This is a genomic window from Colidextribacter sp. OB.20 (assembly GCF_009911595.1).
Taxonomy (GTDB): Bacteria; Bacillota; Clostridia; order Oscillospirales; family Oscillospiraceae; genus Lawsonibacter.
Genome location: NZ_QWKG01000033.1, coordinates 33,358 through 46,003 on the forward strand (window position 1 = coordinate 33,358; position 12,646 = coordinate 46,003).

Below are 12,646 nucleotides of genomic sequence, written 5' to 3' on the forward strand. Positions count from 1 at the left end.
GGAGACCGCCCCCTACGTTCCTATGTCCAGCAGCTTCCGGGCGTAGCCCCCCAGGATGCCGTCTTTCTCCTCCCGGGTGAGGGGCAGCGCCTCGATGAGGGCGACCCCCTCGGTCTGATCCCTCCAGGGGGAGTCGGTGCCGAAGAGGACCCGGCCCGGGAACTCCCGCACCATACGGACAAACTGCTCCACCGCCATGAGGGGCAGGTCGGAGGGGCCGTAGTAGCCGTCTCCCAATGGGGAGATGCGGCCCAGGGCGAAGGCGGTGTCCAGATAGACCCCGGTCTCGGGCAGGAGGGCCTCCACCCGGTCCCACTCCCGCCAGCCCCCCATGTGGGCCAGGATGAGCTTTACCGGCCCCACCTGCTTCAGGGCGTTGAGAGTCATCTCCGGGGTGCAGTTGTCCCGAAGGGGGAAGCCGATGTCCCGCCCGGCGTGGGTGAGAACCACCAGCCCCAGCTCGCCGCAGCGGTCCAGGATGCGCAGATAGCGCAGGTCGTCAAAGTCGATTCCCTGATAGATGGGGTGGAGCTTGACCCCCTTCATGCCCAGCTCCGCGATGCGGGCCAGCTCGGTTTTCCAGTCCGGGAAGTCGGGGTGCATGCAGCCGAAGGACCACAGGCCGGTCTCTCCGGCCCGGTCGTTCATCCGGGCGGAGGCGTCGTTGACGTGGACCACCTGGTGGGCGCTGGTGGCCACCGGCAGGACCAGACAGCCGCCGATGCCCGCCTTGTCCATGGAGGAGCGCAGGCCGGCCTCGGTGCCGTCGGAGAAGGCCACAGTGTGGCACATGGACTGTAGCTTTTCGATAGTGGGCCGGGCAATTTTGTCCGGGAAGGTGTGGGTGTGGATGTCGAAGATCATGGGTACGGTTCCTTTCTGGAGAGATGTAGGGGCGGACATTGTCCGCCCGTTGGTATGTGTCCGCATACGGACGGGCACGCAATGTGCGCCCCTGCACGGCATAAAAACCGGCGAAGCCTGTAGTATCATACCACAGGCTCCGTCAATTGGAAAGAGAGAATTTTACTGGGGGTCGCCCAGGGCCTGGCTCTTGCGGACGGTGACCTTCTCCTCATAGCAGGAGAAGGCGTCGTCCACCAGCTCCTTTTTGGGCTTGGCGGTGAACAGGGACACCACCGGCACGATGACCAGCCCGGCGATCATGCAGAAGGCGCCGCAGTTGATGGGGGAGACCAGGATGGGGGGGAAGCTGGCCTTCAGGGGGGAGATGTCGGCCAGCATGACCACAGTGGAGAAGATGAAGCTGGTCCAGCAGGCGATTTTGGTGGCACCGCGCCAGTACAGGCCGTAGAGGAAGGGGGCCAGGAAGGCGCCGGCCAGAGCGCCCCAGCTGACGCCCATGAGCTGGGCGATGAAGGTGACGCTGGAGCGGTACTGGATGATGGCCAGCACTGCGGAGATGGCGATGAACACCGCGATCAGGCAGCGCATGATGAATACCTGTTTCTTTTCGTTCATCTCCTTGATAATGTGCCCCTTGAGCAGGTCCAGGGTCATGGTGGAGCTGGAGGTGAGCACCAGGGAGCTGAGGGTGGACATGGAGGCGGACAGCACCAGGATCACCACCACCGCCAGCAGAATATCAGGCAGGCCGGAGAGCATGGCGGGGATCACCGCGTCGAAGCCGCCCACAGGGGTGCCCGCCTCGGTGACGCCCACCACATCGGAAAACAGCCGGCCAAATCCCCCCAGGAAGTAGCAGCCCCCGGACACCACCATGGCGAAGAGGGTGGAAATCACGGTGCCGGTGTTGATGGACTTCTCGCTTTTGATGGCGTAGAACTTCTGGACCATCTGGGGCAGGCCCCAGGTGCCCAGGGAGGTGAGAATCACCACGCCCAGGAGGTTCACCGGGTCGGGGCCGAAGAAGGAGGCGAACACCCCAGGGGCCCCGGCCACCGGGCCGGCGGCGGTCTCGTTGGACACCTGGGCCAGCTTGGTGAGGGCCGCCATAAAGCCGCCCTGGCTGCCCAGTACCGCCGCAATGACGGCGCAGATGCCGAAGAGCATGATGATGCCCTGGATGAAGTCGTTGATGGCGGTAGCCATATACCCCCCGGCGATGACGTACACCCCGGTGAGGATAGCCATCACGATGACGCACACCGCGTAGTCGATGTCAAATGCCATGCCGAACAGCCGGCTGAGGCCGTTGTACAGGCTGGCGGTGTAGGGGATGAGGAAGATGAAGATAATCACCGAGGCGGCGATCTTCAAGGACTTGGAGCCGAAGCGCTTGCCGAAGAACTCGGGCATGGTGGCGCTGTCCAGGTGCTGCGTCATGATCCGGGTGCGGCGGCCCAGCACCACCCAGGCCAGCAGAGAGCCCAGCACCGCATTGCCGATGCCCGCCCAGGTGGCGGCAATGCCGTACTTCCAGCCGAACTGCCCGGCGTAGCCCACAAAGACCACGGCGGAGAAATAGGAGGTGCCGTAGGCGAAGGCGGTGAGCCAGGGGCCCACGGAGCGTCCGCCCAGCACGAAGCCGGTGACGTCGGTGGCGTTTTTCCGGCAGTACAGGCCGATGCCGACCATGACCCCGAAGAACACCAGCAGCATAATAATTTTGATTGCCATAGAAACATTCCTCTCCTTTGCGTCTGCTTTGACGCTTTGTACCGTTGAAGTGTAACGCAAAGAAGCGCCAAAGTCAAGAGGAATTTTTCAATTTGTTAAAATTTTTGCAGCAAGCGCAGGGCGCACCAGACGGTGCGCCCTGCTTTATGCCTGGTCCAGAATGCGGTCCTCCGCCTTGGTCTGGGCCTCCTCCAGCAGCCGGTTGGCAGTGGGGACGTCCAGGCGGCCCAGCGCCTCCAGCGCGTCGGTGATGGCGTTGAAGAGCAGGTGGTATAGTCCCTTGTAGTCGGTCATATTATTCACCTCTTATCATATATACTTTAACTAGAATATACCATAAGACATTGCTTGTCAACTGGCATATAACTCTTTTATGATATATATCACAAAGAGAGGGTATGGAAATGAAGGTTGTACGGTTTTGTTTAGCCGAATATTTAGATGCCAATGACATCAGCCGATATAATCTTGCAAAGCGTACCGGCATCCAATATCACGTTATTGACAGCTACTACAAGAACAAAGTTTGCCGCTTAGACAGCTACAACCTGGGCCGCATCATTGAGGCGCTGGACTGTCAGCTCACCGATATCCTCACCGTGGTGGAGGAATAAAAACAGCCCCGTCCCTCAAAACGAGAGACGGGGCCGCCCACACCCTTGACACATACGGTTAAGTATAGTATACTGTGGGTGTGTAGGGGAGCCGCTGAGCTTCGGCGGTTTGGCCCACGCAGGTTTAAGGCTTTCTATTTAAAAGAAACCGTCACCGTGCAGGGTGGCGGTTTCACTTTACCCTGACCTGAAGTGTTACAGTGTATCCACAAAAGTGGAATGTAAACGTCATAGTCCATGGCATAAGGCATTCACCTCCTTTGCAGAGGTGTAGCCAAACATCTCAGTCTAAGAGCCGTCGCTTCGCGACGGTTGGCCTCGAAACGCGCCTGCGGGCGCAGCGCTGCCGCTTTGCCAGCGCACCTTAAGGCTATTTTAGCAGTGCGGTCGAAATATGTCAATCAAAACAGCCCCGTCCCTCAAAATGAGAGACGGGGCCGCCCACACCCTTGACACATACGGTTAAGTATAGTATACTGTGGGTGTGTAGGGGAGCCGCTGAGCTTTGGCGGTTTAATCCTAGAAGTTTAGTTTCTTATCACAAGCTCAAAGAAACCGTCACTTGTCGGAGTGGCGGTTTCCGCTTGCCTTGACCTTGACCTGGATCGTCACAGTAAAACCACGGATGTGGAATGTGACAGTCATGGTTACTGGCATGGGGCCTCACCCCCTTTCGGAGGATCGACCAAACCGCCTGCGCCTTCGCTACTGTTCCCTTGCGTCGAATTATAACAGAAATATCCTCAATGTCAACAACATGGGCTGCCCCGGCCGGGGCAGCCCATGTTTATGTAATCACATATTTTCCGCGTCGATGACGTGGGCCTTGATCAGGTTGGTGCAGCCGCTCCGGCCCAGGGGGACGCCGGCGGTGATAACCACCACGTCCTTGTCCTGAACCAGCCGCTCCTTCACGGCCACCTCGTTGGCCAGGGAGAAGATGCGGTCGGTGGAGGTGACCTCCCCGGTGAGGAAGGGGATCACGCCCCAGGAGATATTCAGCTGGCGGCGAACTTTCTCGTGCATGGTGAGCGCGGCCACCGGGCAGGCGGGCCGGAACCGGCAGATCATCCGGGCGCTGCGGCCTGAGTTGGTGGCGGTGAGGATGGCCTTGGCCTCCAGGTCCTTGGCGGTGAGGCAGCAGGTGTGGGTGATGGCATCGTTGATGTCGGAGGCGGGGATAATCCGCTGCTTCTGGAACTGCTTCCAGTAGTCGATGGCGTTCTCCGTCTCGGTGACGATGGTCACCATGGCGGTGAGGGCCTCCACCGGGTACTTGCCCCCGGCGGTCTCGCCGGAAAGCATCACGCAGCCGGTGCCGTCGTAGACGGCGTTGGCCACGTCGGACACCTCAGCCCGGGTGGGACGGGGGTTGCGCATCATGGAGTCCAGCATCTGGGTGGCGGTGATGACCGGCTTGCCCGCCTGGAGACCCTTGCGGATCATCTGCTTTTGCAGGATGGGCACCCGGGCGGCGGGAATTTCAACCCCCAAATCCCCCCGGGCCACCATGATGCCGTCAGCCGCGGCCAGGATCTCGTCCAGGTTGTCCACACCCTCCTGGTTCTCAATCTTGGCGATAATGCGCACCTCGTCCCCGCCGCAGTCGCGGAGGATGGCCCGGACGGCCTCCACGTCCGCCGCCCGGCGGACAAAGGAGGCGGCGATAAAGTCGAAGTCATTCTCCACGCCGAAGCGGATATCGTCGATGTCCTTCTCGGTGAGGGCGGGCAGCTGGATGTGGACGCCGGGGATGTTGATGGACTTGTTGGCGGACAGGGTGCCGCCGTTCTCCACGGTGCAGATAATCCTGGTGTCCTCAATCCGGTCCACCCGGATGGCTACCAGACCGTCGTCAATGAGAATCTGCTGGCCCGGGGCCAGCTCCTCGTGGAGCTGGGGGTAGGTGACGGACACCCAGCCCTGATTGCCCACCACATCCTCGGTGGTGAGTGTGAAGGGGTCGCCCGCCTCCAGGGTAATGGACTTGGTCTCGAAGCCCCTGATGCGAATCTCCGGGCCCTTGGTGTCCAGAATGGTAGCCACCGGCCGGCCCATGGCGTCACGGACATTCTTGAGCATGTTCAGCCGCTCCAGGTGCTCGGGGTGGCTGCCGTGGGAAAAGTTAAACCGGGCCGCGTCCATGCCGGTGCGGATCAGGGTGCGGATCATGTCCTCACTGTCCACCGCGGGGCCCAGGGTACAGATGATTTTCGTCTTTCTCATAGTGATTACCTCCTTCGGGTATCATCGTTCTTCAATTTCGGACGCCCCCTATGTTACAGGAAAAAATCCCGGATGAATAGGGCAGATTTTCATAAAAATGCAGGCTCTCCCGGGAAAAAAGTGTGCTGTCCCTCCAAGAGGAACAGCACTTTTTAACAAATGATTAACACATTTTGGCCCCTGCGGGTATCTTATCATCCAAAATCAGCAGATTCAGGCACTCCTCACCCTTTTCGGTGTGGACGGCGGAGATGAGCATCCCCTGGCTCTCCTGACCCATCATCTTCCGGGGGGGCAGGTTGACAATGGCCATGAGGGTCTTGCCGATCAGGTCCTCAGGCTTGTACCACTTGGCGATGCCAGAGAGAATCTGCCGGTCGGCGCCGGTGCCGTCGTCCAGAGTGAATTTGAGCAGCTTGTCGCTCTTCTTCACCGGCTGGCAGTCCTTCACCTTGACGGCCCGGAAGTCAGACTTACAGAAGGTGTCGAAGTCCACCTTCTCCTCCAGCCGAGGCTCGATCTCCAGGTCGGGGAGGGCAGCCTTTTTGGCGGCCTCGGCGGCCGCCTCCAGCTGGGCGAGGGCCTTCTCCGCGTCGATGCGGGGGAACAGGTTCTCTCCCCGCTGGACGGCGGCGGTCTGAGGCAGGGAGCCCCACTGTGCCGCGCTGTCCCAGGTGGAGCACTTCTCGCAGGCGCCGATCTGCCGCAGCACCTCGGCAGCGGAGGTGGGGATGAAGGGGGTCAGCAGAATGGCGCACACCCGCAGGGTTTCCAGGAGATTGTACATCACATGGGCCAGCCGGGAGCCATTGGCCTCCATGTCCTTGGCCAGCACCCAGGGGGCGTTCTCATCGATATACTTGTTGGCCCGGTCGATGACCTTGAAAATCTCCGCCAGGCCGTTCTGGAAGGCGAAGTGCTCCATCTGCTCCTCGTAGCGGCTCCGGAGGGCGGAGGCCATCCCAACCAGCTCGCCGTCCTTCTCCGGGTCCTCCGCCTGGTTTTCGGGCAGAGTGCCGCCGAAGTACTTGCCCACCATGGACACGGTGCGGCTGAGCAGGTTGCCCAGATCGTTGGCCAGGTCCACGTTGATGGTCTGGATCAGGGCCTCGTTGGAGAAGTTGCCGTCGGAGCCGAAGGGGAAGGTGCGCAGCAGGAAGAAGCGCAGGGCGTCCACCCCGAACATCTCGGCCAGGATATAGGGGTCCACCACATTGCCCTTGGACTTGGACATCTTGCCCCCGTCCAGCAGCAGCCAGCCGTGTCCAAAGACCTTCTTGGGCAGGGGCAGGCCCAGGCTCATGAGCATGGCGGGCCAGATGATGGAGTGGAAGCGGACAATCTCCTTGCCCACGAAGTGGACGTCGGCGGGCCAGAACTTGTCGTAGTCGTCATACTGGTCGTTGTCATAGCCCAGGGCGGTGATATAGTTGGACAGGGCGTCCACCCACACATAGACCACGTGGCCGGGGTCGAAGTCCACCGGGATGCCCCAGGTGAAGGAGGTGCGGGAGACACACAGGTCCTCCAGGCCGGGCTTGATGAAGTTGTTCACCATCTCGTTCACCCGGGAGCGGGGCTCCAGGAAGTCGGTGTCCTCCAGCAGGTGCTGGATCTTGTCCGCGTACTTGGACAGCTTGAAGAAGTAGGCCTCCTCCTCCGCGTCCTGGACCTCACGGCCACAGTCGGGGCACTTGCCGTCCACCAGCTGGCTGTCCGTCCAGAAGGACTCGCAGGGCTTGCAGTATTTGCCCACATACTTGCCCTTATAGATGTCCCCGTTGTCGTGCATCCTCTTGAAAATCTTCTGGATGGCGGAGACATGGTAGCTGTCGGTGGTGCGGATGAAGCGGTCGTTGCTGATATTCATCAGCTTCCACAGGTCCAGAATACCCCGGTCCCCCCGGACGATGTTGTCCACAAACTCCTGGGGGGTGATTCCGGCCTCCCGGGCCTTGTCCTCGATCTTCTGGCCGTGCTCATCGGTGCCGGTGAGGAACATCACCTCGCAGCCGGTGAGCCGCTTATAGCGGGCCATGGCGTCGGTGGCTACGGTGCAGTAGGTGTGTCCGATATGCAGCTTGTCGCTGGGGTAGTAGATGGGGGTGGTGATATAAAAACGTTTCTTTTCCATGGTGACGGTCTCCCTTTTCATCATTTTAGATTATCAAAACGGCGGGCCGGGGTCGTCCCGCCCTACGCGTGCCCTGTAGGGCGCGACAACCCGGCGCGCCGCCGCGGGTCAGGCATCATCCATATTTTCCTCCTCCACGGGAGGCATTCGCTCCGGCCAGGGAGGGCCGAAGGTATTGCGCAGCAGGGCCCGGGCAAAGGTCAGGGCGGACAGGGAAAAGGCCGCCAGCGCGGCGGAGGTGAACCAGTCGGGCCGGTCTGCCAGGGCGGTGATTCCCACCGCCGGCCCAAGCAGGGACAGAAAGAGGGTCAGGTGCCGGCGGGGCCGGCCAAACAGGAAGCCGGCCAGAAAATAGTGGGCCAGGGTGAGGGCCAGGGCGGCGGCCAGCTGAAAGCCGTATTTCATCAGCACCGGCTCGGTCCCGTGCTGGAGGTGGCAGGCGAAGAGCCAAATCAGAGCGGCGAAGGCGGGGAAGGGGGCAAACCAGCACTCCGCCCTGCCCAGCCTTTCCCGATAGGCCATCCGGCCCATGTACAGCACGCCGAAGCCGCCCAGAACGCACAGTCCCCCCGTCAGCAGCTGGGAGACGGGAACGGACAGCTGATACATGTCCGGCGCGGCCCGCCACAGCCGCAGACCCTTGAAGCCCGCCATCATCCCCAGGCTTCCGGCCAGGGTCATCAGCAGCCAGGAGATGACGAGCGCGGCCATCTGGCCGGCCTCCGGCGAGCGGAAGGCGGGCAGGAAGTCCTCCGGCCCTTCCTTGTGCCGCGTCAGCAGGGCGAAGGCCAGGGCCAGCAGAGCCAGCAGCCCCAGCAGGGCGAAGGTGGCGGGGGCGCCCCGGGTGAACAGGCCGGTCTCCGGGACATAGGCGGAGGCCAGCTGCCACCGCCGGAGAAAAAAGCCCCCGATTCCCCCCGCCAGGGCCAGGGAGGGCAGGAAAATATCTTTTCTCATATGTGATAGTTCCTCTCGTTGTAAAGCGTTTCCGCAGTTATCGTGATAGGATAGGTGCTATGATATACCAGTTCCTTGAAAAAATCAACTGAAATCCTGTGGGACGGAGGCTTTCCTACAGCTTCGGCCCCTGTCCAAAGCCCCTTTTGTCCTTGGGCCCGAACTGGAACCACAGGGCGACCAGCAGCAGGACCACGCCTGTGATGGTGCAGATCCCGCTGACCAGCTCCGGAATTGCCTCTTTGAGGTCCAGGAAGGAGACGATTGCCAGAAACACCAGATCGGTGAGCAGCAGCGCCCGGGCGGTGGGGTCGAAGCGCTTGCCGGAGCGGGCCTTCTCATCGGCCAGCTTCTCCTGCTCCTGCTGCCGCCTGGCGGCGACGGTGGGGCTGTGCTGGCGCTTTTTATACTTCTTTTTTGCCATAACGGTCTCCTTTCAGCGGGGCAGGCTCCGGGCGATGACCGCCCCGCCCACCACGGTGTCTCCATCGTAGAGCACCACGGTCTGGCCGGGGGTGACGGCCCGCTGGGGGCTGTCAAAGGTGACGCGCAGGGTGTCCTCCCCGGTCTGCTCCGCGGTGCAGGGCTGCTCCGCCATGCGGTAGCGTATTTTGGCCCGGAGGCGCACCGGGCCGTCCAGCCGCCCGCAGGCGATCAGATTCAGCGCCTCCCCCTCCAGGGCGGAGGAGAAGAGGCTGGCGTTTCCGGACAGCACCACCGCGTTGTCCCCTGGGCGGACCTCCTTTACATAGAGCCGCCCCTGGCTGGAGGACACCCCCAGTCCCCGGCGCTGGCCCACGGTGTAGCCCACGATGCCGGCGTGCCGGCCCAGCGGGGTTCCGTCCTCATGCAGAAGGGGGCCGGAGGGGTAGTCCTTTCCGGTGTACCGGCGGAGGAAGGCCCCGTAGTCCCCGTCGGGGATAAAGCAGATATCCTGGCTGTCCTTTTTCCGGGCGCTGGCAAGGCCGGCCTCCTCCGCGATGGAGCGCACCTCCTCCTTGCTCAGCTCCCCCAGGGGGAACAGGGCCCGGGAGAGCTGCTCCTGGGTGAGCATAGCCAGGACATAGCTCTGGTCCTTCTCCGGATGGGCGGCCTTTTTCAACAGCCAGCGGCCTGAGCCCTGGTCGAGGTTCAGCCGGACATAGTGGCCGGTAGCCAGCCGGGCACAGCCCAGCGCAAGCGTCTCCCGGAGGAGCGCGCCGAATTTCACCGCCCGGTTGCACCTCACGCACGGGTTAGGGGTGCGGCCCCGCTCATACTCTGAGATAAACGGCCCGATGACCCCGGTCCGGAACTCCCGGGACATGTCCAGGGTCCGGTGGGGAAAGCCCAGCTGGCTGGCGGCGGCGGCGGCGTCAGCGCCGTCCTCCCCGCCGTCGAAGAGGCGCAGAGTGACCCCCACCAGCTCGTGCCCCGCCCGCTGGAGGAGCAGGGCGGCCGCCGAGCTGTCTACGCCGCCGCTCATGGCGGCGGCAGTTTTTTCTGTCATAGTGACCTCCATGGGCATATTGCTGAAAAATTTCCTCCAGTATACCACATTTTCCCCCCTCTGGCAACTCAAACCCCTGGAAAGACCGGACTGCCGGGTGTAAAATACATCTTGTATTCATATTGATAAACAGGGGAAAACCAGCACAAGATGTAGTGGACAAAAAAGGCAGGGTGTGGTATAATCCTTTCGCACTCAGGTTTTGGGAGCCCCCTCCCTGGCGGAGGGTTCCTTTTTTTAGCGCTTTTTACGATTGGGAGGAGAAAAACAATGAAAGTCATTAAACGGGACGGCACCAGTGTGGACTACGACCGCAGCAAAATCGTGACCGCCATTGAGAAGGCCAACGCTGAGGTCCCTGAGGCCGACCGTCTGGACAGAGCGGGGATTGACGCCATCATCGACAGCATCGAGGAGCTCCGGCGCCCCCGTATCCTGGTGGAGGACATCCAGGATCTGGTGGAGCAGGGGCTGGTGGAGCGCAACAAGTTCCACCTGGCCAAGACCTATATCATCTACCGCTACAACCGGGCTCTGGTCCGGAAGGCCAACACTACCGACGAGTCCATCCTGGCCCTGCTGCGCAACGAGAACAAGGAGCTGGCCGAGGAGAACTCCAACAAGAACACCATGATCGCCGCCACCCAGCGGGACTACATCGCCGGCGAGGTGAGCCGGGACCTGACCCGGCGCATTCTGCTGCCTGAGCACATCTCCAAGGCCCACGACGAGGGGGCCATCCACTTCCACGACGCGGACTACTTCGTCCAGCCCATCTTCAACTGCTGCCTCATCAACATCGGCGACATGCTGGAAAACGGCACCGTGATGAACGGCAAGCTCATCGAGAGCCCCAAGACCTTCCAGGTGGCCTGCACCATCACCACCCAGATCATCGCCTGCGTCGCCTCCAACCAGTACGGCGGCCAGAGCGTGGACCTGCGGCATCTGGGTAAGTATCTGCGCAGGAGCAGAGAGAAATTCAAGGCCCACATCGCCTATGAGTGCGCCGGCAAGGTGGACGAGGCCACCATGGACCGCCTGGTGATGGATCAGCTCCGGTGCGAGCTGAAAAACGGGGTCCAAACCCTTCAGTATCAGATCAACACCCTGATGACCACCAACGGCCAGTCCCCCTTCGTCACCCTCTTCCTGAACCTCCAGGAGGACGACCCCTATGTGGAAGAGAACGCCATGATTATTGAGGAGGTCCTCCGCCAGCGGCTGGAGGGCATCAAGAACGAGAAGGGCGTGTTTATCACCCCCGCCTTCCCCAAGCTGGTCTACGTGCTGGACGAGCACAACTGCCTCAAGGGGGGCAGGTACGACTACCTCACCGAGCTGGCCGTCAAGTGCTCCGCCAAGCGGATGTACCCCGACTACATCTCCGCCAAGAAGATGCGGGAGAACTATCAGGGCAACGTATTCTCCCCCATGGGCTGCCGGTCCTTCCTGGCCCCCTGGAAGGACGAGGAGGGCAATTACAAGTTCGAGGGCCGGTTCAACCAGGGAGTAGTCTCCCTGAACCTGCCCCAGATCGGCATTCTGTCCGGCGGCGACGAGGAGAAATTCTGGTCCCTGCTGGAGGAGCGGCTGGACCTGTGCTTCGAGGCCATCATGTGCCGGCACAACGCCCTGAAAAAGGTGCGCTCCGACTCCTCCCCCATCCACTGGCAGTACGGCGCCATCGCCCGCCTGCCCAAGGGGGCCTCCATCGAGCCCCTGCTCTACGGCGGCTACTCCTCCATCTCCCTGGGCTATATCGGCCTGTATGAGGTCACCAAGCTGGTCACCGGCGTCAGCCACACCCAGCCGGGGGGCACCGAGTTCGCCCTGAGGGTGATGAACCGGCTGCGCAAGGCCTGCGACGACTGGAAGGCGGAGACGAATATCGGCTTTGCCCTCTACGGCACCCCCGCCGAGAGCCTGTGCTACCGCTTCGCCCGCATCGACAAGGAGCGCTTCGGCACCATCCCCGACGTCACCGACAAGGGCTACTACACCAACAGCTACCACGTGGACGTGCGGGAGCACATCGACGCTTTCGACAAGTTCACCTTTGAGAGCCAGTTCCAGAGGATTTCCACCGGCGGCTGCATCTCCTATGTGGAGATTCCCAACATGCGCCATAACCTGGAGGCCCTCAAGGACGTGGTCCGGTTCATCTATGACAATATCCAGTACGCCGAGTTCAACACCAAGAGCGACTACTGCCAGTGCTGCGGCTACGACGGGGAGATCGAGATCAACGAAGACTTCCACTGGGAGTGCCCGGTGTGCCACAACACCGACCAGTCCAAGATGAATGTCACCCGGCGCACCTGCGGCTACTTGGGAGAGAACTTCTGGAACGTGGGCAAGACCAAGGAGATCAAGGCCCGGGTGCTACATCTGTAAGGACAGGGTCTAAAGGCCCCCTTGTCAAAGGGGGCTGGCATTTGCGAAGCAAATGACTGGGGGATTCCGTTCGATCAATAGGTTTTCTGTATATGGAATCCCCCCGCCGCTTTGCGGCCCTCCCCCCTTTCACAAGGGGGGCTTACTTTCTGAAAGAAGTCCTGCAAACAAAAGTCAAGCCCTAAAATGGAAAAATTTTGAGTGGGTGAAAAAGGGAACAACAAACTA

General features: G+C 61.3%; 10 protein-coding genes. 2 read left to right on the forward strand and 8 right to left on the reverse strand.

Features of this window, described 5'->3' with window-relative positions:
* Window positions 1-12 precede the first annotated feature (12 nt).
* The 3 genes from D1641_RS09330 to D1641_RS09340 all read right to left on the reverse strand — a co-directional run bounded on the left by D1641_RS09330 (window position 13) and on the right by D1641_RS09340 (window position 2,895).
* On the reverse strand, window positions 13-864 hold the full coding sequence (locus D1641_RS09330; protein WP_160664965.1) for an amidohydrolase family protein: 852 nt from the start codon (window positions 862-864) through the stop codon (window positions 13-15).
* A 162-nt stretch (window positions 865-1,026) separates the two neighbouring features.
* Window positions 1,027-2,601 (reverse strand): sodium:solute symporter, encoded by a 1,575-nt coding sequence (locus tag D1641_RS09335; RefSeq protein WP_160664967.1) that lies wholly within the window; start codon window positions 2,599-2,601, stop codon window positions 1,027-1,029.
* A 144-nt stretch (window positions 2,602-2,745) separates the two neighbouring features.
* Window positions 2,746-2,895 carry a hypothetical protein gene (locus tag D1641_RS09340; RefSeq protein ID WP_160664969.1) on the reverse strand — a complete coding sequence of 50 codons (150 nt, stop codon included), beginning with the start codon at window positions 2,893-2,895 and terminating at the stop codon, window positions 2,746-2,748.
* Window positions 2,896-3,005: 110 nt separating this feature from the next.
* Between D1641_RS09340 and D1641_RS09345 the strand changes: the two genes are divergently transcribed.
* Window positions 3,006-3,215 carry a helix-turn-helix transcriptional regulator gene (locus tag D1641_RS09345; RefSeq protein WP_160664971.1) on the forward strand — a complete coding sequence of 70 codons (210 nt, stop codon included), beginning with the start codon at window positions 3,006-3,008 and terminating at the stop codon, window positions 3,213-3,215.
* 795 nt (window positions 3,216-4,010) lie between these two features.
* On the opposite strand, the gene pyk is transcribed toward D1641_RS09345, so the two are convergent.
* The 5 genes from pyk to mnmA all read right to left on the reverse strand — a co-directional run bounded on the left by pyk (window position 4,011) and on the right by mnmA (window position 10,021).
* Window positions 4,011-5,441, reverse strand: coding sequence for a pyruvate kinase (gene pyk, locus D1641_RS09350; protein WP_201757316.1), 1,431 nt, complete (start codon window positions 5,439-5,441; stop codon window positions 4,011-4,013).
* 163 nt (window positions 5,442-5,604) lie between these two features.
* Entirely contained in the window at window positions 5,605-7,575 is a 1,971-nt protein-coding gene (metG, locus tag D1641_RS09355; RefSeq protein WP_160664973.1) for a methionine--tRNA ligase, read from the reverse strand.
* Window positions 7,576-7,683: 108 nt separating this feature from the next.
* On the reverse strand, window positions 7,684-8,532 hold the full coding sequence (locus D1641_RS09360; protein ID WP_160664975.1) for a hypothetical protein: 849 nt from the start codon (window positions 8,530-8,532) through the stop codon (window positions 7,684-7,686).
* Window positions 8,533-8,647: 115 nt separating this feature from the next.
* Entirely contained in the window at window positions 8,648-8,956 is a 309-nt protein-coding gene (locus tag D1641_RS09365) for a hypothetical protein (RefSeq protein ID WP_160664994.1), read from the reverse strand.
* Between the two features lie 12 nt (window positions 8,957-8,968).
* A complete protein-coding gene (gene mnmA / locus D1641_RS09370) occupies window positions 8,969-10,021 on the reverse strand; it encodes a tRNA 2-thiouridine(34) synthase MnmA (protein WP_160664996.1) in 1,053 nt (350 codons plus the stop codon).
* Window positions 10,022-10,291: 270 nt separating this feature from the next.
* Between mnmA and nrdD the strand changes: the two genes are divergently transcribed.
* The gene (gene nrdD, locus D1641_RS09375; RefSeq protein ID WP_160664998.1) at window positions 10,292-12,418 is read left to right on the forward strand and encodes an anaerobic ribonucleoside-triphosphate reductase; all 2,127 of its coding nucleotides are present in this window, start codon (window positions 10,292-10,294) and stop codon (window positions 12,416-12,418) included.
* Window positions 12,419-12,646 lie beyond the last annotated feature (228 nt).

What these genes read in the sequence shown, in the direction of transcription:
- D1641_RS09330 (WP_160664965.1), bottom strand. Translation starts at nt 864, where the DNA reads ATGATCTTCGACATCCACACCCACACCTTCCCGGACAAAATTGCCCGG.
- D1641_RS09335 (WP_160664967.1), bottom strand. Translation starts at nt 2,601, where the DNA reads ATGGCAATCAAAATTATTATGCTGCTGGTGTTCTTCGGGGTCATGGTC.
- D1641_RS09340 (WP_160664969.1), bottom strand. Translation starts at nt 2,895, where the DNA reads ATGACCGACTACAAGGGACTATACCACCTGCTCTTCAACGCCATCACC.
- D1641_RS09345 (WP_160664971.1), top strand. Translation starts at nt 3,006, where the DNA reads ATGAAGGTTGTACGGTTTTGTTTAGCCGAATATTTAGATGCCAATGAC.
- pyk (WP_201757316.1), bottom strand. Translation starts at nt 5,441, where the DNA reads ATGAGAAAGACGAAAATCATCTGTACCCTGGGCCCCGCGGTGGACAGT.
- metG (WP_160664973.1), bottom strand. Translation starts at nt 7,575, where the DNA reads ATGGAAAAGAAACGTTTTTATATCACCACCCCCATCTACTACCCCAGC.
- D1641_RS09360 (WP_160664975.1), bottom strand. Translation starts at nt 8,532, where the DNA reads ATGAGAAAAGATATTTTCCTGCCCTCCCTGGCCCTGGCGGGGGGAATC.
- D1641_RS09365 (WP_160664994.1), bottom strand. Translation starts at nt 8,956, where the DNA reads ATGGCAAAAAAGAAGTATAAAAAGCGCCAGCACAGCCCCACCGTCGCC.
- mnmA (WP_160664996.1), bottom strand. Translation starts at nt 10,021, where the DNA reads ATGACAGAAAAAACTGCCGCCGCCATGAGCGGCGGCGTAGACAGCTCG.
- nrdD (WP_160664998.1), top strand. Translation starts at nt 10,292, where the DNA reads ATGAAAGTCATTAAACGGGACGGCACCAGTGTGGACTACGACCGCAGC.